We start from the raw sequence: 24,830 nt of genomic DNA on the forward strand, positions 1-24,830 counted from the left end.
CAGATATGTCGATATAATCACAGGCAGAATAACGAGTGGCGCAGGCTTGCGCGATACCCGCTGCCCGCAGGCTAACGCGGGTAACGAAAGCGCATCACTGGCCGAATGATGCTCTTCCCTCACCCGCCGGGAGCCTTAGCTTTCGAGCGAGTTCCCGACGCTTTTATCACGCAGGAAAATCACCATCAGCCCCAGCCAGAACAGGCCGTTGAGCAAATTAAAGAGGCTGAACAGGCCGTTACCGCCGACCAGATACGCATGTTTACTGACTTCGATACCGACGGTGAAAATCAGCATTTGCAGCATGCCCATCGCCGCCGAAACCGCGCCTTTACTGACATCGCTGGCAAACAGCGTCAGGCGCACCAGCCCGGCGTTAGCCAGACCAATACCAAACGCGTACAGGCTCAAACCTGCCGTCATCCAAAGATATGCATGCGAAGAGGCTACCGTTGCAATGGCCGCCAGGATAAGCCCGGCAGCAATCGGCCAGCCGCCAAGAATAATCAGCGACCGCACGGTACGCCGCGAAGTCAGCCGCGCCAGCACAAGGTTGCCGACAATCAGCGCGCCAAAAATCGGCACCTGCAACAACCCATATTCATAGCTGCTGAGCTGTTCGCCGCTGATAATAATAATCGGTGACTGGGCAATCCAGGCCAGCAACGGCAGGCTGACAAAGCCGGTTGCCAGCGCCCCGGCGACGAAGCGAACGTTTTTCATCACCTGCGCATAGTCGTGCCACAGAGCTTTTAACGAAAGCGGTTCACCCAACCGGGTGGCGGTTTCTGGCATCGCCCGTTGCAGCCCGACAAACGCCACCGCCGCCAGCACGGCAAAAAGTACAAACATCCCCTGCCAGGGCGCGGCATGAACCCAGGCTGCACCCACCAGCGGGCCGAGCAGCGGTGCGATAAGCGCCACATTGGCCATCAGCGCGGTTATCTTAATGCACACCGCCTCTTCAAAAGATTCCTGAATGGCCGCATAGCCGACCGCGCCAATAAAGCACAGGCTGATCCCTTGCAAAAAGCGCAGCAGGGTGAACTGCTCAATGGTTTGCGCCAGCAGCGTGGCAAGACAGGTTACTACGAACCACACCACCCCAGTCAGCATGACCGGTCGACGACCAATACGATCCGACAGCGGCCCCAGCAGCCACTGTAAAAACATGCCGCCCGCAAGGTAGGCGGTCATTGATGTCGGCACCCACTCAATCCCTGCCTGATATTGCTCGACCACGGCCAACATGCCGGGCTGAATCATATCGTTGGCGATATAGGTTGAGAATTCGTACAGAACCAGGCAAAGGGGAAATAACAGTGCCTGCCGTCCCAGGCGGCGACCAGTAAGTGTAGGGTTTTGCATGCCATCTCTTTTACGTGAAAAATCGCGCAGAGTGTAATCAAAGCAGTCGGTCGACGATAGCGAATTATGCCACTCGCGCCGTGGAAAGCACTTTTTTCAACCTTAAGGTTTACTTAATCATCCCTGCGTACCGTGTCACATCAATGCAATAAACGGCTTAAGAATCGTCTAACTCTCCGCGAAATAAGCGGAAACGACTTTACCGTTTATCGCGCCGCTTTTAAGGTGAGCGCTGTCATCAAACATTCACATCAGCCAGAGCCCGGAGTCATAAAGAGCATGTTGGAAAATCTGAATTACACGCTGTTCGCGATGATCAACGCCACACCGGATTCCCCCGCATGGATGATTGCCGCCGCACGGTTTATCGCCAACGATGTAATCAGCATCGTGCCGCTACTTGCCGTAGCGCTATGGCTCTGGGGTCCGCGTAAACAGCTTAGCGCACAGCGCCAGTTAGTCATTAAAGTGACCATGGCGATGGCGATCAGCATGAGCCTTTCGCTGGTGTTGGGGCATCTGTTCCCCCACAACCGCCCGTTTGTTGATCATGTCGGTTACAACTTTCTGCCCCATTCGCCGGATTACTCGTTCCCGAGCGATCACGGTACGGTGATTTTTACATTTGCCATTGCCTTCCTTGCCTGGCATCGGGTCTGGTCCGGCGCGGTGCTGATGCTGGTTGCGCTGGCAATTGCCTGGTCTCGCGTGTATGTGGGCGTACACTGGCCGCTCGATATGGTGGGCGGACTGTTTGTTGGTCTGTGCGGTTGTCTGAGCGCGCAGATACTATGGCAGATCTTCGGTCCGGCGCTGCACCGCACGCTACAACATCTTTACCGCCTCTGTTTTGCCTTTCCGATTCGCCGGGGCTGGGTACGTGACTAAGCCCGGCGGCAAAGGTAAGATGAACGCCCTGCTAAACGCGGGGCTTTCTTTTATTCAGGGGTATTATGGAAACAAGACGTGACGAACGGATAAGCCAGTTACTGTCGGCGCTCAAGCGCAGCGATAAGCTGCATCTGAAAGAGGCCGCTGCCCTTCTGGGTGTTTCAGAAATGACGATTCGCCGCGATCTCAGCGCCAACAGCGCGCCGGTTGTGCTACTGGGCGGCTATATCGTGCTTGAGCCGCGCACCGCCAGCCATTATCTGCTAAGCGATCAGAAAACCCGTCTGGTCGATGAAAAGCGCCGTGCGGCAGAATTAGCTGCGCAACTGGTGCAGCCACACCAGATGGTGTTTTTTGACTGCGGCACCACCACCCCCTGGATTATCGAAGCCATTCCGGCCGACCTGCCGTTCACCGGGGTGTGCTACTCCCTGAATACGTTCCTTGCCCTCCAGGAAAAGCCGCTGTGCCGCGCCATTCTAAGCGGCGGCGAATTTCATGCCAGTAATGCCATTTTTCAGCCGCTCAATTTCAAAGAGACACTGAGCTATCTGCGCCCGGATATGGCCTTTTATTCTGCCGCCGGGGTTCACATTGAGCAGGGGGTTACCTGCTTTAATCTGGAAGAGTTACCGCTAAAACACTGGGCGATGGCGAGCGCGCAATTTCATGTCCTGGTAGTTGATCACAGTAAGTTCGGCAAAGTGCGTCCGGCGTGCATGGGAGATTTGAGCCATTTTGACGCTATCGTCAGCGACTGTCGCCCGGACGAGGCGCTGGTTGAATTCGCCAAAGGCGAGCAGATCAAACTGGTATTCTGACCGTGCCCCCACGGGGCACGGTGTGCCGTTATCAGGCGAACCAGCCAAACCACTGGTGGAATTTCATCAGCACAAAATCCCACATCCGGCCAAAGAATCCGGCCTCTTCAACTGCTTCCATCACAATCAGCGGGCGCTTCTCAATGGTCTGTCCGTTAAGCTGAAAATCAATAGTACCGACAACCTGCCCCTGTTTAAGCGGTGCGGTAAGCTGCGGTTCGGTTAAGGTATAAGAGGCTTTCAGGTTTTTCAGTTGCCCTTTCGGGATGGTGACCGAACCGGCCTCCCCCGCGCCCAGTTTTGCCTCGCTTTGCGCGCCAAACCAGACGCGTTGATTTACAAAGGTGGCGTCTGGCTTGATAGGCGTGACCGTTTCGAAGAAGCGGAAGCCCCAGGTCAACAGCTTTTCCGACTCGTTAAAACGGATGCGGTCAGTTTTCGCCCCCAGCACCACAGAAATCAGGCGCATGTCGCCCATTGTTGCCGACGCCACCAGGTTGTACCCTGCGCCATCCGTTGTCCCGGTTTTCATCCCGTCAACGTTCATGCTGGTACTCCACAGCAGACGGTTGCGGTTCGGCTGACGAATTTTGTTGAAGGTGAACTCTTTCTCTTTGTGGATAGCGTACTCGTCCGGCACATCGTGAATCAGCGCCTTACCGAGCAACGCCATATCGCGGGCGGTACTAAACTGCCCCGGCGCGTCCAGCCCGTGGACGGTCTTGAAGGTGGTGTTGGTCAGGCCGAGCTTTTGCGAGTAGCTGTTCATCAGGCTGACGAAAGAATCCTGGCTGCCCGCCACGAAATCGGCAATGGCGATGCTGGCGTCATTGCCAGACTGAATAATGACCCCTTTGTTGAGGTCAGCCACCGAGACCTGATCCCCCGGCTTGAGGAACATCAGTGAAGAGCCCCGTAACGCCGGGTTTCCGGTAGCCCAGGCATCTTTACCTACCGTCACGATGTCGGTCAGGTGAATCTTCCCTGCCTTCAACGCCTGGCCGACAACGTAGCTGGTCATCAATTTGGTGAGGCTGGCAGGGTCCAGTTTCTCATCGGCATTCCCTTCTGCCAGCACCTTACCGCTGGCGTAATCCATGAGGATCCATGCGCGGGCATCAACAGGCGGAGCCTCCGGCGCTTGTTCCACTGCATACAGAGAAGGTGAAAAGAGAACGATCAATGCGGCTCCCGCCGCCAGGCCGCGTGGAAATAAAGAAAAATGCGTCATATAGGCCACCCAGGTATCCATTCTGAAATCAACGTCGCACCACCGTGCAGCAACAAGCCGTGAGTAATAGCGCATAACAAGCGTGAATAAAAGCACTGGAAAGTAAAGTTTATGCAATAACATATTGTTGTGCTCTGGCGCGTGGATAATTTTGTAAATCGTTGCCAGAACGTTAACTTTATCTCAACATGGAAGGCCTCAGACTGGGTGGTAAACACAAGGGGGTAACATGATTACGCTATGGGGCAGGAATAACTCCTCCAACGTCAAAAAAGTGCGCTGGATACTTGAAGAGCTTGAACTGCCGTACGAACACATTCTTGCGGGCGGCGCGTTTGGCCTGAACCGCGAAGCCGAATTTCTGGCAATGAATCCCAACGGTCTGGTGCCATTGCTGCGCGATGACGAAACCGACGTTGTGCTGTGGGAATCCAATACCATTGTTCGCTACCTGGCCGCGCAGTATGGTCAACGCCGCCTGTGGAACGATGAACCCGCGGTGCGCGCACAGGGGGAAAAGTGGATGGACTGGGCGCTGTCCACGCTGGCGCCGAAACACGGTATTTTGCTGGTGGGGCTGGTGCGCACCCCCGTCGAAAAACGCGACAATGCGGCCATTGAAGCGGGTATCAATGCCTGTGAAGCGCTTTTTGCCCTGCTTGACGACGCCCTGGCCCAACAGCCGTGGCTCTCCGGCGCGGAGTTCGGCCCCGGTGATATTGCCGTCGCGCCCTTTATCTACAACCTCTACAACATCGGGCTGAGCTGGACGCCACGCCCACATCTTGAACGCTGGTACCAGACGCTGACGCTGCGCCCGGCGTTTCGTGACGTGGTAATGATTCCGGTAACCTGATAAGCCTGCCCGGTGCCCCTTACCGCGCCGGGCTGACTTTTAGCAGTTCCCCGTCTGACGCATCGGTCAGCACATACAGATAACCATCCGGCCCGACGCGGACATCGCGAATGCGCGCCTTGCGGTCTTTAAGGATGCGTCCGTCTTCGGTCACGGTGTTGCCGTTTACGCTCATCACGATGACATCTTCATCTTTCAGCGCACCAATAAAGAGTTTATTTTTCCACTCGGGGAAGACATCGGAGTTATAGAACGCCATGCCGCTGATAGCCGGCGATTTTTTCCAGTAGAACATGGGCTGCTCGGTCCCCTCGACCCTGCCCCCTTTCGCCTCGGGAATGGGTAATCCGCTGTAATTTATCCCCCAGGTCGCCAGCGGCCAGCCGTAATTTTTTCCTTTCCCGGCAATATTGATTTCATCACCGCCACGCGGACCATGCTCATGCATCCACAGGGTGTGACTCCACGGATTCATCGCCATCCCCTGAGGGTTACGAAGCCCGTATGCCCAGATTTCCGGCCGTGCTCCGGCTTTCCCAACGAAGGGGTTATCCGGCGGGACTTTGCCCTGGTCGGTCAGACGAACCAGTTTGCCCTGTAATTTGTCGAGGTCTTGTGCAGTGGGGCGTTGGTTATTTTCCCCCAGCGCAATCCACAGGTAGCCTTTACCGTCAAACACCATGCGTCCGCCAAAGTGATTGCCGGTCGACAATTTGGGCTGCTGGCGAAACACCACCTGGAAAGCCTCAAGGTGTTTTGCATCATCACTAAGGCGGCCATACCCCACGACCGTGCCCGCTTTACCGTCCTGCCCGGCTTCGGCATAGCTCAACCAGACCCGGCGCGACTTAGCAAAATCCGGGGCCAGCACCACATCCAACAGACCCCCCTGCCCGTTAGCCCAAACCTTCGGAATGCCGGTTATCGGGTCAGAAAGGCCTTTCCCCGGCAGCCATTGTCGCAACTGACCGCCGCGCATCGTTATCAGCATGCCCTGATCGCCGGGCAAAAAAGCCAGAGACCAGGGGTGATCGAGTTTGGTTTGTAACACCTCAACCTTCACGGGCGCGGGGGCTGCGATGACAGAGGCTGAAAGAAATATCGCAGGAATAACAAACGCGGCGGAACGATGCATGACCCACTCCTTTATTCATGGTTTGCATAAAGGTTAGCCAGCACGGCCAGGCGAAAGGGGATTTTTACAAAAGCTTAAAAAGAAGGGGGGAGTGGCCTCCCCCGCGTTTAGATTTCGGCAAGCGATACATGTTCGCAAAGATACTTGATACTGAAATTAAGCACGTTAAAGGCTCTTTCCAGTTTTTCGACATTCACCGCTATATAGGTTGGGCAATCCTGGCGCCCGCTTAACAGGCACACCGCCACAGAGGAGATAGCCTCTTCCGCGCGATATAGTGCCCCTCGGGTATCGGCATCCTGCAATGTGTTCAGTTGCACACCGTTATCGCGTATTTCCCTGGCAAGATCGAAGAAGTGCTCGCGTAATTGATCGTTTTCGCTGACTGACATATACCCTTTCGCTTTTCGCATCTGGATATAGGTTGCAAGATCAGCTCTGGCATCGACCAGTTTGTCCAACAGACATTGTGTAAGTTCGTCAACGGTCATACGTTCCCCCCCCTTGTCAGCCATCAGGCACAACTTATAGTATGGCTGTTTTTTGAGCGAAAGCATGCGCAACTTCAATTATTAAACGCAGACGAAACTTCTTTACACTTTAGGGCTGCTTAACATTATCCCCGACTGGCAAGCCACGCGCGCCAGCCGCCATATTCCGTGATGTCCGTTGCGCCCTCTAATCCATTATTTTCACAAATGAATCCGGTCAGCCACTGCCCCTCTTCGAGCTCCACTTTGCCTAACCCGAGCGGTGCCGGGATCCCCGCCAGAAATGATCCCAATTCACTGGACGGCAACGACCACACCTCAACGGCAATGGCCCTGCCGCCTTCGCTAACGCGAACCATCCCCGGACGTTTGCCATCCGCCAGCGCATACAGGCGGTAAGCAGGTGCACTTAGCGTCGCCTCCACCAGATGTCCCTGACGCTGGCGCAACTGATAATTGAGCGCCAGACCGTCAAGATGTGCACCGCAGACCACCACGTTTACCCGATCATTTACCGCAGCATGCGTGGGGGCATCAGCCTCGATGGTCGTGCCCCCAGGCAGGCTCAGCGGATTCACACGCTGCAAGGCATCCGCCATGCTCAGCAGATACTGATCGGTAAAGGCGCGGCCAAACAGGGTCACGCCCGAGGGGAGTCCATTGGACATAAACCCGACCGGAACCGCGACGGCCGCGTAATCGAGCAGGTTCATGAAATTGGTGTAGTACCCGAGATCAGAATTGCGCTTCACCGGCTCATCGCGCAGTTCGGCGAGCGTTACCGGACGCGGGTAGGTCGGCGTCAGTACGCAATCCAACTCATCGAGCAAGGCATCGCATTGCCGTTTATAGCTCTGCAACCGATAAAGACCGTCAAACGCGCTGACCGCATCGGTGGTCGGGGCTTTTTGCAGAACATCACGGATAACCGGCAGCACCGCATCCGGCTGCTGCTCAATCAAATGGCCTGCCACATGGTAGCGCTCTGCCACCCAGGGCCCTTCATAAAGCAGTTTTGCCGCCGCCAGGAACGGCGTGAAATCAAGCGCAACCGGTATTCCCCCCTGCGCCTCCAGTTGCGCTTTGGCGTGATAAAAGAGCGCTTCACTCTCGGCACAGCCCAGGAACTCCAGCTTATCCGGCACGCCAAAACGGAACCCGGACTGCGGCACGCCAAACGCCTGTTTGCTGTTCCACAGCGGATTGCGACGGCTGTAGTCGTCATCCGGGTCCTGGATTGCGGTCAGCGCCAGCAGGGTACTGGCCTCGGCGGCTGTGGCGGTAAAGAAGGTGACGCAATCCAGGGTTCGGCACGCTGGCACGACGCCCGCCGTTGAAATCAGCCCTTTGGTGGCTTTCAGCCCCACCAGATTGTTCAGCGACGCGGGGACGCGCCCGCTGCCGGCGGTGTCGGTGCCTAATGAAAAACTGGCGACGCCCAGCGCCACCGCCAGCGATGACCCGGCGCTGGAGCCACCCGACGGATACTCAGGATGAACGCTGTTGCGACAGACGCCATAAGGCGAACGGGTGCCGTTCAGTCCGGTGGCAAACTGATCGAGGTTGGTTTTACCCAACGGAATCGCCCCCAGGGCAATCAACTGGCGCACCAGGGTAGCATCCTGCCCGGCCATATAAGCAAATGCCGGGCAGGCCGCCGTGGTGGGGACGCCTGCGAGATCGATATTGTCTTTGATGGCGAACGGAATGCCGTACAGCGGCAGATCCTCCGGCTGATGTTGCTCCAGCGCCGACAGATACGGTTCCAGTTCGGCTTCGTTCAGAATATGAATGAACAGATGAAATTCCGGGTTGAGCGCCATCGCCCGCTCGCGCAATTGCATGATAAGCGCACGCGGCGTTATCTCACCGCTGCGGTAGCGTTTCGCCAGTGTATCGAGGCGCAAATCAAAGGTCTGTGTCATTGTGCTTTCTCCATCACCACTACGCATTGCCCGGCGCGCACGGAGCTTCCCGGCTGCACCCGAACCTGACTGACCACGCCGTCATGCGGCGCAGTTAACGGAATTTCCATCTTCATCGACTCCAGCACCACCAGCGTCTGGCCCTCTTTCACCACAGAGCCCACTTCCACATTGACCTGCCAGAGGTTGCCGGAAACCGGGCTGTCGACGCCGCTTTCCCCGTCCCTGAGCGGGGCATCGTCCCCCTCGTCGGCAATCACATCGCTGCTGTCGAAATGGGCCTGGCCGCTGGCAATCCAGCGATCGCGCTCAGCGGCAAACGCCTGCTGTTGATGGGTGCGGTTCGCCGCAATGCTCTGCGCTTCATCGGCCAGGAACTGTTGATATTCCGCCAGGCGCAGGGTGGTCTGTTCGATGCGCAGCGGGTAGCGGCCAAGCGGGAAGTCCCGACGGATGGTGAGCAGTTCATCGGCAGAGACCGAGTAAAAGCGAATCTGATCGAAAAAGCGCAGCAGCCACGGCTTACCGCCAAAATCAGCGACCGCACGATAGCGATTCCACATTTGCAGGGTGCGGCCCACAAACTGATATCCCCCCGGCCCTTCCATGCCATACACACAGAGGTATGCGCCGCCAATGCCGACGGAGTTTTCCGCCGTCCAGGTACGCGCCGGGTTGTATTTGGTGGTCACCAGACGGTGGCGCGGGTCGAGCGGTGTCGCCACCGGCGCGCCAAGGTAAACATCTCCCAGCCCCATCACCAGATAACGGGCATCAAAGACGGTTTTGTAGACCTCGTCGATATTTTCCAGATCGTTAATCCGGCGGATAAATTCGAGATTACTCGGGCACCATGGCGCGTCGCGGCGCACGGTGGTCATGTATTTTTCAATCGCCTTCTGACAGGCTGGGTCATCCCAGGAGAGCGGCAGCCAGACCACTCGCGACGGCACATCCAGATCTTCGCGCTGGCACACATCGGCCCATAGATCGTGAATAATCGCCAGCAAACGGCTCAGCGCCAGGGTTTCCGGCTGATAATGCACCTGCAATGAACGGATCCCCGGCGTCAGATCGATAACCCCCTCCAGCGCGCGGGATTCCAGCGCCTGCATCAGGGCGTGACCGCGAAAACGCAGCACCAGGTCGAGTTCCGGTTCGCCTATTTCCAGCAGCAGATGGGTATCGCCTGAAAGACGCGCCACCAGCCGCTTATCCGCTTCCCCGGTCTCCAGCACCACAGGGGAGGCCAGCGCGGCAGGATGCCAGTTGACGGCGACAGGTTGCAGTGTTTCCACTTCCTGGCGGCTGGCCTGTGCCAGCCGACGCGCCGTTGCCACGTCCACCGGGATGAAACGCACCTTGTCCCCCGCTTTCAGTTGCCCAAGCTGGTGCAAATCCGCTTCGATAACGGTCACCGGGCAGACAAAACCGCCGAGGCTTGGGCCATCCGGGCCGAGGATAACCGGCATATCCCCGGTGAAATCCACCGCGCCAATGGCATACGGGTTGTCATGAATATTGGACGGGTGCAGCCCCGCCTCGCCGCCGCTCTCGCGCACCCACTCCGGCTTCGGCCCAATCAGGCGGATCCCGGTTCGGCTTGAGTTGAAGTGCACTTCCCAGTCGGTGGCAAAAAAGGTGTTGATATACGCGCCGGTGAAATATTCCGGTGCCCCATGCGGCCCATAGATCACGCGCAGTTCACGCACGGCAGGCAGTGTGGTCTGCAACGCCTGCGCGAGCACAACACCGCTTGCGCGGTTCGTCAGCGGGTTGAGATGCAGCACATCGCCGGTACGCAGCGCGCGCCCGGCGTGACCGCCAAACTGCCCGAGGGTAAAGGTGCTTTTGCTGCCAAGATAATCCGGCACATTAATGCCACCGCGCAGGCAAAGATAGCTGCGCACCCCGGCACCGCTCACCTCCCCCAGACGCAGGGTGCTACCCGCGGAGATCGTAAACACGGTATGCATCGCAAGCGCTGTACCGTCGAGCGTGACCCCGATACTCGCCCCGGTAACTACCGCCACGGCGTCGGTATTAAATTTCAGCGTCGGACCGCTGAGCGTGATTTCCAGCGCAGCATCGGTTGCCGCATTTCCCAATAACGCATTGCCCAGACGCAGCGCGCGGTCATCCATCGGGCCGGACGGCGGCACACCCACCGCCCAGTAGCCCTGGCGGCCAGGGTAATCCTGCACCGTGGTTTGAGTTCCGGCGCTCACCACCTCAAGGGTAGTGGCCTGGTAGCGCAACCCTTCCAGGCAGCGCGTCCAGGGCTCGCCCTCCGCAAACGGGGCAAAGGCTAAAATCTGGCGCAGGTACTGGCGGTTGGTCTCTACGCCATACAGACGGGTTTCGCCCAGCGCGGCATCCAGGCAGGCAATCGCCTGCGCACGCGTGGGCTGCCAGGTGATGATTTTCGCCAGCATCGGATCAAAAAACGGCGGCACTTCGCAGCCCGCTTCCACCCAAGTGTCAATGCGCAGCGTGCGGCGATCGTCGGCCGGAAACGCCACGTCGGTCAGTAGCCCCGGCGACGGCTGGAACTGGCGGCCCGGATCTTCGGCATAAACGCGCGCCTGCACGGCATGTCCCTGCGGCGTGAGCCCTGCAACCAGCTCGGTCAGCGGCGGCAGATCGCCGGCGGCCAGTTCAATCATCCAGCGCACCAGATCCACGCCCCAGACCTGCTCGGTAACACCATGCTCCACCTGCAAACGGGTGTTCACTTCCAGGAAGTAAAAGCGTTTTGCCTCACTGTCATAAACAAATTCAACGGTCCCGGCGCTGCGGTAATTCACCGCTTTACCCAGTTTGATCGCCGCTGAGCACAGCGCCGCTTCCATGCCATCCGGCAGGTTCGGCGCGGGGGTCTCTTCCAGCACTTTCTGGTTACGGCGTTGTACCGAGCAGTCGCGCACGCCAAGGGCAACTACCTCGCCCTTACCGTCGCCAAAAATTTGCACTTCCAGGTGACGCGCGCGCTCGATGTACTTCTCAATAAATACACCCGCGTCGCTAAAGTTGTTTTTGCCCAGCCGCACTACCGCGTCAAAGGCATCGGCCAGTTCATCGGCGCTATAGCACACCCGCATCCCGATACCGCCGCCGCCCGCGGTGCTTTTCAGCATCACCGGGAACCCCACCTGCGCGGCAGCGTGCTGCGCTTCATCGAGGTTTGCCAGCAACTCTGTGCCTTCCAGCATCGGTACGCCATGCGCTTTCGCCAGCGCGCGGGCCGTGTGTTTTAAGCCAAAGACCCGCAGTTGTTCCGGCGTCGGGCCCACAAATGCTATTCCTGCGGCTTCGCAGGCTTCGGCAAAGGCGGCGTTCTCAGAAAGAAAACCGTAGCCGGGATGAATCGCCTGTGCGCCGCTCTGGCGGGCCGCATCAATAATTTTTTCGCTGACCAGATAGGTCTGTGCCGCCGGGCCGTCGCCCAGGCTAATGGCTTCATCGGCATCACGAATATGCAGACTGCTGGCGTCGGCCTCAGACCAGACGGCAACGCTGGTGACATTGAGTGTGCGCAAGGTGCGCAGGATACGACAGGCGATCGCGCCACGGTTAGCGATAAGGAGTTTCGTAAACATAGTCAGGACTCAATCGTGGCGGGTCGTCCCGCCGAAATTCGGCTCGCCTTATGGCCGTCCATAAGGGGCTGGTCGTTTACGGACGCGGTGGTGTCTCGCGCGTTTGACTGAGCGGTAAACGGTTCGCACGCACGTCAAACAGGCGGTAAATAAAAAGGCGCAGACGCGCACCCCGGCTCAGTTCCATACCAGCACCTCCGCCGGGGTCGGGTTCCAGCCATTGCACGGGTTGTTCAACTGTGGGCAGTTGGAGATGAGCACGATGACGTTACATTCGGCGCGCAGTTCAACGTATTTGCCAGGCGCTGAGATGCCATCTTCGAAGGTCAGTCCGCCTTCCGGGGTCACCGGAACGTTCATAAAGAAGTTGATGTTGGCGCCAATGTCGCGCTTGTGCAGACGTCCATCGTGCAGGCAGGCGCAGAGGAAGTTATCGCGGCAGCTATGCATATGGCGTTTGTCCAGTGCATAACGCACGGTGTTGCTCTCCTGGGCGCACGCACCGCCGAGGGTGTCATGGCGGCCACAGGTATCGGCGACAATGGTCAGCAACGGGTTACCCATATTGGACCACAGCACGCTGCCGGTGGTCAGATACGCATTGCCCTGTCGGCGCAACGTGCGCTGCGGATCGTAGCGTTCCCGGGGGTTGTCGGCGTTATAAAACAGCGTATCCACGGCCTGGTTCCCTTCAAGATCGAGCAAACGCAGGGTCTGGCCCTTTTTTACTTCAAACAGGTACGGCTCCCCTGCCGGGATCACATGGCGAAAAACGGCCTCGTCGGGGTGCTTCTGGCTGGTGACATTCATCATGCGGCTCCTTACAGGGCAAATAAACGGGTGTTGGTGAAGGCACGCGTGTTTTCCGGGCGCGTCATCAAAGCCTCAATGGCGGCATTTTCGTCTGCCGCCTGTCGCCAGGCCAGTTGTACCGGGCGCGGCGCATAATCTTCGGCGGGGTCCATCGGGTGTTGCAGCGCGGTGAGCACCACCAGCACATCCATTGGCGCAAACAGTTCAACGTAGCTGCCAGCCTTCGACGCACCGCTGTGGAAGGTAAAAGCGCCGTGCTCATCCACCGTGACTTTGCTAAAGAAGTTCACCACCATCAGCAGGTCTTCAAGGTTCAAATCCCATTTGCCCATCTCAACGAGCAGGTTGTCGGCGCCGTTGCGGAAAAAACCGTTACGCAAATCCTGATAACGCCCCTGACCATATTTCTCCTTCACTTCTGCCGCATTCAGCACGCCGCCAAACGGGTCATGCCAGCCGCAGGTATCAGCGATAATCCCCGCCAGCACACGCCCCATATCGGAGTAAAAACAGTGGCCTGCCGTCAGGCGCGCGGTGTGCTGGCCTTTTAAGGTATCGGGCAGGTTCAGACGTTCGCTCTTTTCATGCGGGTTAAGCATCATCAGGCTGACGTTTGCTCCACCTTCGATGTCGCTCATGCGCAGGATCTGCCCGCGCTTGAGAATAAAGGAGAGACTGCCGCCGCCTGGCAGGGTCTCTTCACGCAGAAAAGATGCTTCTTTATCTAATAAAGTCATTAAGTTAACTCCTTAATGCGTAGACGTTATCGGGCTGCGGGTCGGTCATTTCCGCCAGACGCGCTTCATTGAGCGGAATGTCATAAGTAATGCGCGCGCCGTAGGCATTGGGTTCGTGCGGGTCGATACGCACCTTGTCGAACACCAGCAGCCGGGTGCCGAGGTTAAAACCCTCGGAGAGATCGTGGGTGACCATGAAAACCGTCATCCGGGTTTCGCCCCACAGTTGCAGCAACAGGGCGTGCATATCTTTGCGAATGCCGGGGTCGAGTGCGCCAAAGGGCTCATCAAGCAGCAACACGCGCGGTTGCATAATGAACGCCTGGGCAATAGCAAGGCGCTGTTGCATACCGCCGGAGAGCTGGGCCGGGTATTTATCCAGCGCCTGTCCAAGGCCCACTTTTTGCAGCATCCACACGGCACGCTCCCGCGCCTCACGTTTGCTGGCGCCAAACAGACGCCCGAGGAAGCGCGCATTCGGCAGTTCAAGGCCAATGGTGACGTTATCGAGCACGTTTAAATGGGGAAAGACGGAGTAACGCTGGAAGACCACGCCACGGCTGCGGTCCGGCTCAGCCTGCAACGGCTTGCCATCAAGCAAAATGGTGCCGCGACTCGGCGCTTCCTGGCCCAGCAACAGACGCAGAAAAGTCGATTTCCCGCAGCCGGATGCTCCCACCATTGAGCAAAACTCCCCGGCATTGACCCGCAGGTTGAGGCGTTCGAGCACCACATGGGCGCCATATTCCTGCCAGATATTATTGATTTCGATAAAACTCATGCCTTCCCTCCTTCCGCCCAGGGAAAACAGGTTTTATGCAACTGGCGCAGGCCGAGGTCCATCAGCCATGCCAGCAACGTTATCCACACCACGTAGGGGATGATGACGTCCATCGCCATATAGCGGCGTACCAGAAAAATGCGATACCCCAGCCCTGCCGTTGAGGAGATGGCTTCTGCCGAGATAAGAAACAGCCAGGCCGATCCCAACAGCAGGCGCAGCGAGGTCAACAGGCGGGAGAGAAGCTGCGGCAGTACCACCCGCAGCACCAGCGTCCAGCTTGATGCCCCCAGCGTTTGCGCCTTGATCAGGATTTCCGGCGGAATTTCGCAGGCGCGATGCTCGAGGTCGCGGGCGAGCATCGGGGTGATACCAATCACAATCAGCATCACTTTTGACAACTCATCCAGCCCGAAGACAATGAACAGCACCGGCAGGATCGCCAGCGGCGGGATCATCGACAGCACGGTCATCAGCGGCGAGAGCGAGGCGCGCCACATCGGAAAGACCCCGGCGGTAATGCCCAGGCACAGACCAATCAGCGAGGCTATCGCCAGCCCGGTTAACAGGCGCGCCAGGCTCACCAGCGTATCCATCCAGAAGAGGTAGTCGCCGCTGCGTTTATCCGGGGTGAATGCCATTCGCGACATTGCGTCCAGCATCTGCTGCATGCCAGGCAGCAGCTTATCCTGCGGGTTGGCCTCCAGCCGCACCGCAGAGCCCAGAAAGTACGCCGCCAGCAAAATGACGAAAGGCAGCAGAACAAGCGTCAGACGCATGCCCCGGGTCGGATGGCGGTTAATGTGTCGCATGGCGTGAGTTCCTGTCATTCGCTCAAAGCTTGCCGTCGGCGGCCATCTTCACGAAGCTGTCGTCAAAGCGCAGCTTCACATTGGCGGCATCCCCGGCAGAAACGTTGCCCGGAAAGGCCATGCCGATGAAATCCGCACTTTGCGCGCCGTCACCCAGTAACCCTTTATCAAAGGAGAACGCCGCAACGCGCTGCATGGTTTTCGGTAAATCAGGCGAACTGATAAACGCCAGATTATCGGCCGGGGTGTAGAAGAGATGGGTGGTTTTAAGCTGTGCCTGATAGCCCGCCAGATCGGTACCAGACGCCGCCGCCATGGCGCTCAGCGCCTCTTTATTCTGCGCCTTCATCTGCGCCATCATTTCGTACCATGCGCCAGTCAGGGCTTTGCCCAACGCCGGGTTATCTTTCAGGGTCTGGGTGTTGACCACCATCATGTCGATAAGCTCGCCGGGTACCTGCGAGGAACTAAAGACTTCGGTGGTTTTCGGCGTGCCTTTGATAACCGACAGTTGCGGGTTCCAGGCGACAGCCGCCTGCACTTTCGGGGTGGCGAAGGCAGAGACGATATCGGCATCGGAGGTGTTCACCACGGTGACATCTTTTTCTGCCAGACCGGCTTTCTCCAGGCCGCGCACCAGCAGATAGTGCGAAACGGACAGTGCAGGCAGGTAGATTTGCTGGCCTTTCAGGTCCTTGAGGGTTTTGCCCTCGCCTTTCATCACCACGCCGTCGTTGCCTTCGGAGTAGCTGCCGAGAATAAGCGCGGTGCTGTCCACGCCGCCCGCCGCCGGTATGGTCAGCGCATCCATGTTGGTCATGGTGCAGCCATCAAACTGGCCCGCGGTATACTGGTTTATAGATTCGATATAGTCGTTAAGCTGTACGATATTGATTTTAATACCGTATTTGTCGGCCCACTTATCAATGATTTTGTTGTTACTGATGGTGCCCCACGGCATCCAGCCTGCGTAGATGGTCCAGCAGACATTGAACTCTTTCTTCACGGCGGCAAAGGTTGGGAGAGTGGTCAGCATGACCAGCGACAGCACGAGAGAGCGGAGTAATGGAGATTTCTTCATTATTGACCTCTGATTGGTACAAAAAATAGGGGGCAGCGCGACACCCACTGGTGCTGCTGTCTCCCGGGTTTTTGTCCCGCCGTGTAACCTCTCAGAGGTCGCCAGCTCTTGGACCAGACATCCGCCTTAGCGAACCGGAACCCTAGCCAGCTATTTATCAAATTGTGTGTTGCACTGCGCTAGCGTTACTGCAATCACTATGCCAGGTTGCGATTAATGACCTTTCAGTAACTTAGCGATAACTCAGGGCAAACGTACCCATTTTGGTGAACCAGAATGAGGCAGCGCACCATGCTGGTGCTCAAGGGCCCTGTAGCTATGTGATGCGCTGCTGGTGTATTGTTTTTAAACGATTAATCTCGCAAAAGGCGATTCACGTCATGCTGAAAATATTGGGTAAAACGTCTTCAATTAACGTGCGTAAAGTGTTGTGGACCTGCGAAGAAGCGGGGCTGGCGTATTCACAGGAAGACTATGGCAGCGGCTTTGCCTCGACGCAGACGGACGCCTTCCGGGCCATGAACCCAAATGCGATGGTGCCGGTACTCCTTGATGATGACTTTATCCTGTGGGAATCCAACTCCATTTGCCGCTATCTGGCACGTAAAGCGGGCCGCGACGATCTGCTTCCTGGCGAACCGCGAGCTTGCGCGAATGTGGAGCACTGGATGGACTGGCAGGCCACCGACTTTAATAGCGCATGGCGCTACGTTTTTCCGGCACTGGTGCGCAAAAACCCTGACTACAACGATCAAAATGCGATTGCCGCCGGTATCAAGGAGTGGAATCACTGCGTCGGTATTCTCGACCAACAGTTGCAACGCACAGGAGCCTGGACCGCCGGGGAGACATTCACCCTTGCCGATATCGTGCTGGGATTGTCGGTGAACCGCTGGAAGATGACACCGTTTGAACACCCGAATTTCCCGGCAGTGGAGGCATGGTTTGAACGGTTAAATCTGCGCCCTGCTTTCCTGCGCTATGGAAATAACGGCGAGCCGTAATACGTCCTGAAGATCGCCTTTGACACGCCTTCATTTATTTTCCCCGCTGGTTAGCGGGGGAAATTTCCAAATATTACACATGGTATCGGCATATTCTGGCGTAGAATTTTCTTATTACCGATCACCCATTAATTTAGCTTAAGGAACGGAAGTCTATGAGAAAAATAGTACTCGCATTATTACTCTTTCCCGGCCTGGCGATGGCCAATAAGCAATTTGATGCGCTCGATAAAATAACCAAAGTCTGTGCAGAAAACGCTAAATCAACGCAAGAAACGAACCAGTGTTTGTACGATGCCATGACGCGCTGGGACAGCATTCTGAATACAGAATACAAGCTGCTCATGAACACACAAAGCGGCGATTTTAAAACCGCACTACGCGATTCTCAGCGGGCCTGGATAAAATACCGCGACGCCTACTTTGAGTCCGTTAATAAATATTTTCAGCAAGAACAAGGAACTATCTGGGGAACGATTGCCGTTGACAACAAAATGCAATTTGTTCGCAACAAAGCAATTGAAATGCATAACTTGCGTATCAGTACCGATGTTTCTGGCGAATCTGAATAAAGGCAATCTAATTTGTCAACATGAAAGAACAAAGCCACTTGCCCATCATAAATTCCTTATTCAACTATCCCGCCAGGCATCGCTGGCGGGATAGAAAGAGAGACTACTGGGCGTCCAGCGTTTGCTGTAGCGTATTCAGTTGCCCCTGCAGTTTTTGTAGTTCCATCTGCTTTTGCATAACAGATTGTGAAGGCTGATTCTGTGATGCCTTCATGCTCTGTTCCAGCTCCGCCAGTTGTTTCTGCGCAGCGGCTTTGCCTGCCGTTTTCGTTTTCAGCTTCGCAACCAGGTTATTCAGGGAACGATCCAGGGCTTGTTGCGTTTGACGCTTGCTGGCGACGCTGGCATCACTTTGTGCTTGTTCTTGCGCAATCGCAGCGTAGACCTCATTAAACTCTTTGTTCAACGCCTGTTCGTGCTGCAACGTCTGCTGCTTCTGTTCGACGCGCTTATCCCAGGTCCCTGAATAGTTACAGTTAAATTTGGTGATAATATTCACATCACCTGTCGTCGGATCGCATTGCTTCACATCTGTAGCACAGCCACTCAGTAACAACACGCCAATCACCAGCGGTACATAACGCATTCTTTTCCCCTTAGCTCACTTTCAATGCCGTGCGTTGCTCATAAAGGCTATCCAGCTCTTTTTGCAGATCGCTGATCTTCTGGTGAGTTTGCGCAATCTCTGAATCAAGTGTGGTTGTATCACTACCCGATTGTTTCATCGAAGCGGAAACATCGGCCCACTGTTTTTCATGCTTTTTCATGTCTGTGATGGTGTTACGCAGATAAGCGATGTTCGCGTCAACGCCTTTGATTTTGGTCTGCATGACATCCTGTTTCACGGTTTTTGCCGCGATGTCTTTGTTCAACTGCGCCAGAGTCTGCTTATCAGTTGCAATAACAGATTTCGCAACATTGGTGACGTTCTGGATACGGGCATTCTCTGCCTGAACATCTTTAATCGCGCCATTCAACTGCAATTCCTGACTGGCATATTTTTTACGTTGGTTGTCGAGATAGGCGTTTGCACCCATACCGACACCGCAGCCCGCAACGGCAGCCGCGGCAATACAGACACCTTTGTTACTGGCATTACTTAGCGCACACGCCAGTGCACCGATGGTTGCACCTGCGGCACAGGCTTGCCATCCCGACTTATTGAAGAACTCCACATCCTGGTTGTTGGTCAGACGCGGATCAACACCCCCACTCCCGCCGCCCCCACCGCTTTGACACGCCGTAAGCGCAATGACTAAAGTCGTAACTATTGCTGCCCGTAATGAGTTGAACGCTATCATAAAAAGACATCTCCAGATTTTTGCTTAGTTATTTTTCTTGCATGCGGCCAGCCACGCTTCACGCGCAACTTTGCCATCTTTCCAGTACCCCTGGAGGTTATTCCAGTAGGTATCCAGATATCCGTTAAGGTTGGTTTTTCCTCGTGCCACCATCTGCTGTTGGACGACCGCAATTTGCGGGGCAATTAGCGCGTTATCATAGGTCGTCCCCATGTCCACCAGCGTGTCGGCGTAATAACTGGTAATGAAATCCAGAGCCTTTTTATGTTGTTCTAACTGCTCCCCACGGCGGGAACAGTTCGCATCCAGAGCACTGTCTTTGGCGCAGGTTTTTTCATTAATCTCTTTCAGACGTTCGTAAAACTCACCATCGTCCTTCATCTTGGTACACAAAAACGCGCCAAGTTGCAGAGAAGTACGGATGGCCTGGTCGCGCTGCTCATCACGCAACTGACCGTTAGCCCTCAATTCGCCGCGCAGCTGCTCCAACTGTTTTTTGAGCCCATCGTCCTGGACTTTTGCCGATATGGCATTCAGGTTTTGCAGTGAATCCTTCTCTTCACCTTTTGCAGTGTTCTTCTTCTCATCCCCTAACGCCTGCCACTCTTTTTCAATCTCTTTAATGCGCTCGCGCGAGGTCAACGTGGGTGAAACCAGCACCAGTCGCATGCCAATAGCTTTGTTACTGCTCTCATCCGCACCGGCGTAATAGGGCTCTTCACTGCGAAGTGAACTGCGCATATCGGCCTGTGGCGTAAGGAAACTCCCGCCGCGCACCACATAGCCCCCCGCCTGTCCATGCTGGCGATCCAGCTTATTTAAGCGGAAAGGTTCAAACATCATTTCCGAGGCATTACCCAGCATGTCGTGCAAACCCAGTGGGTTCGGTTTTAGCAACCCCGTAAGCTGCAATTTGCCATTGGCGGACTGGGCACCGGAAAACCAGGCATAGTCATTGATGCCTTCCGGCATGGGAAAATGAAGATCGCGAAAATCCGCGGGCGAAACCGCCAGACCGCCTCGAGCGGCAAACTCCCACTCAGGCTCTGTTGGCAGACGTAAGAAACCAGGCTGCCCATCTTCAACAGGAAGGGACGCCAGTTTTTCTTTTCGCAGCCAAAGATTGTACTTATTGGCCACATCCGTTGCGCTCATCCAGCCAATACCCACTTTCGGCAAGCGACCTTTCATATCAGGAGGTGCACAATCCCCTGTTAGCGCCCGGTATTGCACTTCGCTGAGTTCATATTTCGCCATCAGGTAATAGCGGCCTTTCTCTTTCTTTCCGGCGGTGAAACTCCCGGCAATATGCTCTTGCCGTGACTGCTCCAGATACCCCCACTCATCCCCTTCTTGCCCAAGGGTGATGCCGTAATCCTGTAAGGGTTTGTCTACCGGGATCGTAACTTTACGAAAAGCCATTGCGCCGTCGCACGGCATGGGCAAAATCACGTCATCCGGTAATGGCTTCGGGTTCCAGTACTTTTCATCCCAGGTGGCGTGCGCGGCAAAAGAGAAGCCCAACCCGGCAAAAGACAGACTAAGAAGTAATTTAGATTTCACGTAGACTCTCCGCAGGATCAATCTTTAAGGCACGCAACGCGCCTATCGCAGCCACGCACAGCGCAACAACCAATACACTCAGCAGTGCCGTGATAAAGTGGATGGGCTCAAGACGACAGACAAAGGCTTGTTCAGGAAGGTTTGCGCCCAGCAGGTGGTTAAACAACTCACTGCCGAGCAGGTAAAGCGCCAGACCAATGCTGAATGCAACCCCGGTCAGACACAGCGCCTGGATTATGATAAAAGCGGTGACTGAACGACGCCGGAAACCGATAAGGCGCAAGACGGCCATGTCTTTCCTTTTGCGATCGATATTGGCGATAAACGCCCCGATCAGCGAGGCAATACAGCCCGTGACCGAGATCCAGGCGATCACCGCGAAGATAACGCCAAGAACATGATCAATTGCCCTGACGGCCTCTATTTGCGCCGACTGTGTAACGGATTCAATGTGTTGTTCTTCCAGCCAGCGGGCCAGCGGCGCAACATCATCAAGGGTTTTGGCATATAAGCGGGCACGAGAAAAATGCGTCCGTTCTCGCGGCGCAAGGCCGTCTTTGACGGCGAATAGCGGAACCTGGAAGCCGTCCCGATAGTCTTCCAGCGCCACCAACATGGGGAGCGAAATAAACGCGCCGGGACGTGTGAATTTAGCGTCATCCAGCACACCCACAACGGTTACGGACTTCATCAGACGTTGGTCGACACCGTTCAATTTGCGGGTAACCAGCAAACGAAAGGTATCTCCGGAATGAACCTCAAGCCGCCGCGCTGCACTGGCGCTCAGCACAACGTCATCATCGTTTTGCAGCGCTGCCGTTCCTGCCAGTAAGGGGTCGCCTTTGCCAGTGGGAATCACCTCGGCCCCGGCAGAAAAATGCTGTCCATCGCGCACCAAATCCGCCTGTGTATTGAGCGAGCGCGTTAGCGGGATAGAAAAACCCACTTCCGGACGCTGCGACAGTTGCGTAAGCCAGGCCAGGTCATAATTACCGTTACCGGTCATACGGATTTCGCGGGTGCGCGGATCGTTAAGCAGATCGTGACGCAGTTGACCCACAACGCCGTTCTTTAGTCCAAAGAGCAGCAATAGCGGCGTAATCACGGCAATCAGCGAAAAAATAATGCACAGCGCGACTTTGCGGTCGTGGAGCAAATCATAGAACGCCATTTGTGCCAGGAGCCTGACGGACGGACGGGGGTTAGATGCGGCAGAAGACACTTCGCCCCTCCTCAACCTGTGCGTGAAAGCAATCCAGGCCAAAGTCGGCCACACGCTGCCAGTCGTGGCTAACGATAACGGCGACCATATCCATGGCTCGCACCATGTCTACCATCAGGGCAAAAAGCCGACTGGCATTATCCGGATCCAGCGCTGCCGTCGGCTCATCGGCAAGTAGCAAACGGGGCTGGTGGGCAATGGCCCGGATAAAAGCAACACGCTGACGTTCACCGATCGAGAGCTGTGAAGGCATTTTTTTCATCAGCGGACGAACCCCCAGCCGCTCAATGGCATCATCAAGCCACGGGGAGTTTGCCGTCTTTCCCACCAGCCGGCGGGGTAGCGCGATATTTTCAGCGACCGGCAGCCAGGGTAAAAGGCCACCATGCTGTAACACAAACCCCAGTTCCTGCGCGCGGATCGCCGACAGTAGAGCCTCGTCTTTTGCCATCAGCGGGGCAGCAATATCAACAGCAGGCTCGCCCAGTTGATATTCGCCCAGTCTGGCCGGAGACAAAATAGCGCCAATCATTTCAAGCAGGGTGCTTTTTCCGCACCCGCTTGGTCCTGTCAGCGCGGCAATTTCACCCCGCTGCAAGGCCAATTGCGGTAACGTCACGGTAAATCCCGCACTGCCGCCACGCTGAATTTCCATATCGCGTATGTTTAGCATCACGGCAGATTTTCCAGCGGCACCGGGTAAACGTTGTCACGCGGATCGCTGTCCGGCGCCAGGGCTATCCAGCGGTCCACATCCTGGTTGTAACGCTGGTAATAGTTCAGCTTGGTGTTCAGGCGTCGAATGAATTTCTCCTGTTCGAGCCCGTCCCAACTTTTCCATGTTTGTTCATCCAGACTGAGCACTTCGCTCAGGTACGGCAGTCCCGAGACATATTCTCCCAGTAACCCCATATCCCCGAGACGGGTTGCACTTTTCCCTTTCGCCTGCGAGGGGTCGTTGCCCATGGTTGCGGCCAGAGAACGCAGGCTGGCAAACATGTCATCCGGAGAAATCATCCCTTCATTGGCGGCAGTGACGATTTTCTTCATAACGTCGCTGAGGTCGCTAAGTTCACTTTTCGTCAATAAAACGCGAACTTCGGTGGCCGGGATATTTTGATTCACTAAATCACGATCGCTGATCCATGATTTAAAAACAGGTGGCGCTTGCGTACCCTGTTTGTCCCCCAGATACGCCAGCCGCATCGCCTTGCTTAATTTGTCTGCATCACTTAGTAAGGCGGCATTTTCTTTGTCGGCATAACCTGGGTCTGCTCCCAATGCGCTACCCGCCGTCTCCTCACCTTGCCAGGCGGTCTTAATTTGCCCGGTAATCGCATTCGCCAGGCTATCCACCATGGTACCGAAGCTGTTCACATCGCCAGAATCGATGGGGTAATAGAGAGGTTTGTGCAGGAAGGGATTCAGCGTGAGATCCCGGTACTGAGCCTCAGCCAGACCATGATCTTTGACGCCGCTGGGCGTCTTCAAATGCAGGGCATAGAGCGCAACACCGCGATAAGCGGCTTCCTGACGGACCTGCGGAGCATCCAGATGAGTGGATGACAGTTTATCCGTCCCATCCAGCGAACCTGCATCTGTCACCAGCACAACATAACGTGCGCCGAACTGTGTCCAGTCCACTTTATCCAGCGCCATCATCACGCCACCGTAAGCGTCTTCATCGACCTTGCTGCTCGATACCGTCGCCTGTTTGAGGTCTTTAACTTTCTCGAGGAAATCTTTGCCGTTTTTGACCTTCGTCGGATCGGCAAACATTTTCGTCACGTACTCCAGTCCTGGCACCGCAGCGGTACTGGAACGGTACGCCACAAGGCCAAATTTCACCTGATCCTGAAGGTTTTCTTTCTCGATGCGCTGATAAATTTTATTGATCGCCTCTTTGGTGCGATCGATGTAGGGGTCCATTGAAATCGTCGAATCGATAACAAACACCACCGCCGCAGAGAACCCCTTGAGCATGTTCTTATCGTCGCCCTTGCCGTTTTTCTGCGCGTGTGTTTTTTCTGACACCGAGGCAACGTTCAGCAGCCGCACCTGGAAACCGGAATCGGTAAACGCGTCCTCAGAACCCAGTACCGGCAACAAATAGAAATTCTTTTGCTGATTGACCATATTGTCCGGTTCACGCGCCAGAACCTGTGGAACCGGTTGATTGTTTTTCAGACTGGTCAATATGGGGGCAAGCGCATCCGCAGGCTTATTGCTGTTAATGATTTTCTCAATGTCTGACTTATCGCGGAAAAACAGCATCGGATTGCGACCTGCCGGGTTGGTAAACGCCAGCGTAAGCTGCATTTTCCATTCCACGGTACACTCTGACTTCATCCAGCCAGAGACATGACCAAAGCTGTCCGGCCCGACCTGCAGCCATTCGTCATTGCCCACTTTGCTGCGCTGATATACGTAGAAGCGGCTAAATGCGGGCTGTTCCTTGCCGGCTTTACCAGCATCGGACGCCAGTTCGCACCCTGGATACGTCAACACACGCTGATACAAGGTATGTTTGCCATCCTGCAGCAGCGGTTTGGGATCGGCAGCCTGCGCCTGAAACGCCAGCATGCTGGCGCAGAGCAATCCATTGAACCAAAGAATGTGTTTCATTC

The 24,830-nt window shown here is 55.9% G+C and carries 22 protein-coding genes and 1 riboswitch; of the genes, 5 read left to right on the forward strand and 17 right to left on the reverse strand.

What is annotated here, in order from left to right:
- Positions 1–135 precede the first annotated feature (135 nt).
- Positions 136–1,368, reverse strand: a complete 1,233-nt coding sequence (locus ACS0RQ_RS18675) for an MFS transporter (protein WP_271849805.1) — start codon at positions 1,366–1,368, stop codon at positions 136–138.
- Positions 1,369–1,647: 279 nt separating this feature from the next.
- Between ACS0RQ_RS18675 and ybjG the strand changes: the two genes are divergently transcribed.
- Positions 1,648–2,256, forward strand: coding sequence for an undecaprenyl-diphosphate phosphatase (ybjG, locus tag ACS0RQ_RS18680; RefSeq protein WP_271849806.1), 609 nt, complete (start codon positions 1,648–1,650; stop codon positions 2,254–2,256).
- Positions 2,257–2,321: 65 nt separating this feature from the next.
- Positions 2,322–3,080, forward strand: coding sequence for a DNA-binding transcriptional repressor DeoR (deoR, locus tag ACS0RQ_RS18685; protein WP_334632998.1), 759 nt, complete (start codon positions 2,322–2,324; stop codon positions 3,078–3,080).
- A 31-nt stretch (positions 3,081–3,111) separates the two neighbouring features.
- Here the strand turns inward: deoR and dacC are convergent, their stop codons facing one another.
- Complete coding sequence (gene dacC, locus ACS0RQ_RS18690; RefSeq protein WP_039078756.1) at positions 3,112–4,311, reverse strand: serine-type D-Ala-D-Ala carboxypeptidase; 1,200 nt, start codon at positions 4,309–4,311, stop codon at positions 3,112–3,114.
- A 229-nt stretch (positions 4,312–4,540) separates the two neighbouring features.
- Between dacC and ACS0RQ_RS18695 the strand changes: the two genes are divergently transcribed.
- Entirely contained in the window at positions 4,541–5,167 is a 627-nt protein-coding gene (locus tag ACS0RQ_RS18695; RefSeq protein ID WP_271849808.1) for a glutathione S-transferase family protein, read from the forward strand.
- 19 nt (positions 5,168–5,186) lie between these two features.
- Here the strand turns inward: ACS0RQ_RS18695 and ACS0RQ_RS18700 are convergent, their stop codons facing one another.
- The 9 genes from ACS0RQ_RS18700 to ACS0RQ_RS18740 all read right to left on the reverse strand — a co-directional run bounded on the left by ACS0RQ_RS18700 (position 5,187) and on the right by ACS0RQ_RS18740 (position 16,541).
- The gene (locus tag ACS0RQ_RS18700; RefSeq protein ID WP_271849809.1) at positions 5,187–6,302 is read right to left on the reverse strand and encodes a PQQ-dependent sugar dehydrogenase; all 1,116 of its coding nucleotides are present in this window, start codon (positions 6,300–6,302) and stop codon (positions 5,187–5,189) included.
- A gap of 107 nt (positions 6,303–6,409) precedes the next feature.
- Positions 6,410–6,793: a biofilm formation regulator BssR gene (locus ACS0RQ_RS18705; protein ID WP_271849810.1), complete on the reverse strand. Its 384-nt coding sequence runs from the start codon at positions 6,791–6,793 to the stop codon at positions 6,410–6,412.
- A 125-nt stretch (positions 6,794–6,918) separates the two neighbouring features.
- Positions 6,919–8,718: an allophanate hydrolase gene (gene atzF, locus ACS0RQ_RS18710; RefSeq protein ID WP_334633001.1), complete on the reverse strand. Its 1,800-nt coding sequence runs from the start codon at positions 8,716–8,718 to the stop codon at positions 6,919–6,921.
- The gene (uca, locus tag ACS0RQ_RS18715; protein ID WP_334633003.1) at positions 8,715–12,317 is read right to left on the reverse strand and encodes an urea carboxylase; all 3,603 of its coding nucleotides are present in this window, start codon (positions 12,315–12,317) and stop codon (positions 8,715–8,717) included. The genes atzF and uca overlap by 4 nt, the downstream gene beginning before the upstream one ends.
- Positions 12,318–12,494: 177 nt before the next feature.
- Positions 12,495–13,127 (reverse strand): urea amidolyase associated protein UAAP2, encoded by a 633-nt coding sequence (locus ACS0RQ_RS18720; protein ID WP_108701758.1) that lies wholly within the window; start codon positions 13,125–13,127, stop codon positions 12,495–12,497.
- 11 nt (positions 13,128–13,138) lie between these two features.
- Complete coding sequence (locus ACS0RQ_RS18725) at positions 13,139–13,867, reverse strand: urea amidolyase associated protein UAAP1 (RefSeq protein ID WP_271849813.1); 729 nt, start codon at positions 13,865–13,867, stop codon at positions 13,139–13,141.
- Between the two features lie 4 nt (positions 13,868–13,871).
- Positions 13,872–14,648 (reverse strand): ABC transporter ATP-binding protein, encoded by a 777-nt coding sequence (locus tag ACS0RQ_RS18730; RefSeq protein WP_039077165.1) that lies wholly within the window; start codon positions 14,646–14,648, stop codon positions 13,872–13,874.
- Complete coding sequence (locus tag ACS0RQ_RS18735; protein WP_039077166.1) at positions 14,645–15,460, reverse strand: ABC transporter permease; 816 nt, start codon at positions 15,458–15,460, stop codon at positions 14,645–14,647. The genes ACS0RQ_RS18730 and ACS0RQ_RS18735 overlap by 4 nt, the downstream gene beginning before the upstream one ends.
- A gap of 22 nt (positions 15,461–15,482) precedes the next feature.
- Positions 15,483–16,541 (reverse strand): putative urea ABC transporter substrate-binding protein, encoded by a 1,059-nt coding sequence (locus ACS0RQ_RS18740; protein ID WP_271849814.1) that lies wholly within the window; start codon positions 16,539–16,541, stop codon positions 15,483–15,485.
- Between the two features lie 58 nt (positions 16,542–16,599).
- Positions 16,600–16,698: riboswitch (guanidine-I (ykkC/yxkD leader) on the reverse strand.
- A gap of 223 nt (positions 16,699–16,921) precedes the next feature.
- Here ACS0RQ_RS18740 and ACS0RQ_RS18745 point away from each other — a divergent pair.
- Together ACS0RQ_RS18745 and ACS0RQ_RS18750 are read left to right on the forward strand one after the other, a co-directional pair.
- Positions 16,922–17,545: a glutathione S-transferase family protein gene (locus ACS0RQ_RS18745; RefSeq protein WP_271849815.1), complete on the forward strand. Its 624-nt coding sequence runs from the start codon at positions 16,922–16,924 to the stop codon at positions 17,543–17,545.
- Between the two features lie 155 nt (positions 17,546–17,700).
- Complete coding sequence (locus tag ACS0RQ_RS18750; protein WP_271849816.1) at positions 17,701–18,117, forward strand: lysozyme inhibitor LprI family protein; 417 nt, start codon at positions 17,701–17,703, stop codon at positions 18,115–18,117.
- 103 nt (positions 18,118–18,220) lie between these two features.
- Here ACS0RQ_RS18750 and ACS0RQ_RS18755 read toward each other — a convergent pair whose 3' ends face one another.
- The 6 genes from ACS0RQ_RS18755 to ACS0RQ_RS18780 are packed head-to-tail and all read right to left on the reverse strand — an operon-like array spanning position 18,221 to position 24,828.
- On the reverse strand, positions 18,221–18,703 hold the full coding sequence (locus ACS0RQ_RS18755; protein WP_271849817.1) for a hypothetical protein: 483 nt from the start codon (positions 18,701–18,703) through the stop codon (positions 18,221–18,223).
- A gap of 10 nt (positions 18,704–18,713) precedes the next feature.
- Positions 18,714–19,418, reverse strand: a complete 705-nt coding sequence (locus ACS0RQ_RS18760; RefSeq protein ID WP_271849818.1) for a hypothetical protein — start codon at positions 19,416–19,418, stop codon at positions 18,714–18,716.
- 24 nt (positions 19,419–19,442) lie between these two features.
- A complete protein-coding gene (locus ACS0RQ_RS18765) occupies positions 19,443–20,981 on the reverse strand; it encodes an SUMF1/EgtB/PvdO family nonheme iron enzyme (protein ID WP_271849819.1) in 1,539 nt (512 codons plus the stop codon).
- The gene (locus tag ACS0RQ_RS18770) at positions 20,971–22,203 is read right to left on the reverse strand and encodes an ABC transporter permease (protein WP_271849820.1); all 1,233 of its coding nucleotides are present in this window, start codon (positions 22,201–22,203) and stop codon (positions 20,971–20,973) included. Before ACS0RQ_RS18770 ends, ACS0RQ_RS18765 begins: the two co-directional genes overlap by 11 nt.
- Positions 22,184–22,876 carry an ABC transporter ATP-binding protein gene (locus tag ACS0RQ_RS18775; RefSeq protein ID WP_271849821.1) on the reverse strand — a complete coding sequence of 231 codons (693 nt, stop codon included), beginning with the start codon at positions 22,874–22,876 and terminating at the stop codon, positions 22,184–22,186. Before ACS0RQ_RS18775 ends, ACS0RQ_RS18770 begins: the two co-directional genes overlap by 20 nt.
- Positions 22,876–24,828, reverse strand: a complete 1,953-nt coding sequence (locus ACS0RQ_RS18780; RefSeq protein WP_271849822.1) for a vWA domain-containing protein — start codon at positions 24,826–24,828, stop codon at positions 22,876–22,878. Before ACS0RQ_RS18780 ends, ACS0RQ_RS18775 begins: the two co-directional genes overlap by 1 nt.
- Positions 24,829–24,830 lie beyond the last annotated feature (2 nt).

This window comes from Phytobacter diazotrophicus (assembly GCF_052061655.1).
GTDB lineage: Bacteria > Pseudomonadota > Gammaproteobacteria > Enterobacterales > Enterobacteriaceae > Phytobacter > Phytobacter diazotrophicus.

Coding starts and splice junctions, on each gene's coding strand:
- ACS0RQ_RS18675 (WP_271849805.1), bottom strand. CDS start 1,368: ATGCAAAACCCTACACTTACTGGTCGCCGCCTGGGACGGCAGGCACTG.
- ybjG (WP_271849806.1), top strand. CDS start 1,648: ATGTTGGAAAATCTGAATTACACGCTGTTCGCGATGATCAACGCCACA.
- deoR (WP_334632998.1), top strand. CDS start 2,322: ATGGAAACAAGACGTGACGAACGGATAAGCCAGTTACTGTCGGCGCTC.
- dacC (WP_039078756.1), bottom strand. CDS start 4,311: ATGACGCATTTTTCTTTATTTCCACGCGGCCTGGCGGCGGGAGCCGCA.
- ACS0RQ_RS18695 (WP_271849808.1), top strand. CDS start 4,541: ATGATTACGCTATGGGGCAGGAATAACTCCTCCAACGTCAAAAAAGTG.
- ACS0RQ_RS18700 (WP_271849809.1), bottom strand. CDS start 6,302: ATGCATCGTTCCGCCGCGTTTGTTATTCCTGCGATATTTCTTTCAGCC.
- ACS0RQ_RS18705 (WP_271849810.1), bottom strand. CDS start 6,793: ATGACCGTTGACGAACTTACACAATGTCTGTTGGACAAACTGGTCGAT.
- atzF (WP_334633001.1), bottom strand. CDS start 8,718: ATGACACAGACCTTTGATTTGCGCCTCGATACACTGGCGAAACGCTAC.
- uca (WP_334633003.1), bottom strand. CDS start 12,317: ATGTTTACGAAACTCCTTATCGCTAACCGTGGCGCGATCGCCTGTCGT.
- ACS0RQ_RS18720 (WP_108701758.1), bottom strand. CDS start 13,127: ATGAATGTCACCAGCCAGAAGCACCCCGACGAGGCCGTTTTTCGCCAT.
- ACS0RQ_RS18725 (WP_271849813.1), bottom strand. CDS start 13,867: ATGACTTTATTAGATAAAGAAGCATCTTTTCTGCGTGAAGAGACCCTG.
- ACS0RQ_RS18730 (WP_039077165.1), bottom strand. CDS start 14,648: ATGAGTTTTATCGAAATCAATAATATCTGGCAGGAATATGGCGCCCAT.
- ACS0RQ_RS18735 (WP_039077166.1), bottom strand. CDS start 15,460: ATGCGACACATTAACCGCCATCCGACCCGGGGCATGCGTCTGACGCTT.
- ACS0RQ_RS18740 (WP_271849814.1), bottom strand. CDS start 16,541: ATGAAGAAATCTCCATTACTCCGCTCTCTCGTGCTGTCGCTGGTCATG.
- ACS0RQ_RS18745 (WP_271849815.1), top strand. CDS start 16,922: ATGCTGAAAATATTGGGTAAAACGTCTTCAATTAACGTGCGTAAAGTG.
- ACS0RQ_RS18750 (WP_271849816.1), top strand. CDS start 17,701: ATGAGAAAAATAGTACTCGCATTATTACTCTTTCCCGGCCTGGCGATG.
- ACS0RQ_RS18755 (WP_271849817.1), bottom strand. CDS start 18,703: ATGCGTTATGTACCGCTGGTGATTGGCGTGTTGTTACTGAGTGGCTGT.
- ACS0RQ_RS18760 (WP_271849818.1), bottom strand. CDS start 19,418: ATGATAGCGTTCAACTCATTACGGGCAGCAATAGTTACGACTTTAGTC.
- ACS0RQ_RS18775 (WP_271849821.1), bottom strand. CDS start 22,876: ATGCTAAACATACGCGATATGGAAATTCAGCGTGGCGGCAGTGCGGGA.
- ACS0RQ_RS18780 (WP_271849822.1), bottom strand. CDS start 24,828: ATGAAACACATTCTTTGGTTCAATGGATTGCTCTGCGCCAGCATGCTG.